This window comes from Halopseudomonas salina (assembly GCF_008641105.1).
Window position 1 is genome coordinate 338 of the sequence record NZ_VTTI01000043.1, and the last position, 323, is coordinate 660.

A 323-nucleotide genomic window follows, 5' to 3' on the forward strand; every position below is an offset into this window, starting at 1 on the left:
ATGCAATTCCGAGGTTGAGCCCCGGGCTTTCACATCTGACTTAACAAACCACCTGCATGCGCTTTACGCCCAGTAATTCCGATTAACGCTCGCACCCTCCGTATTACCGCGGCTGCTGGCACGGAGTTAGCCGGTGCTTCTTCTGTCGCTAACGTCAAATAATGCAGCTATTAACTACACTACCTTCCTCACGACTGAAAGTGCTTTACAACCCGAAGGCCTTCTTCACACACGCGGCATGGCTGCATCAGGCTTGCGCCCATTGTGCAATATTCCCCACTGCTGCCTCCCGTAGGAGTCTGGACCGTGTCTCAGTTCCAGTG

The 323-nt window shown here is 53.6% G+C and carries 1 rRNA gene (cut by a window edge); it reads right to left on the reverse strand.

The window, feature by feature from the left end:
* Positions 1 to 323: ribosomal RNA gene (locus FZF01_RS19350) — 16S ribosomal RNA — on the reverse strand (its annotated part extends 337 nt beyond the left edge of the window); the annotation flags it as partial.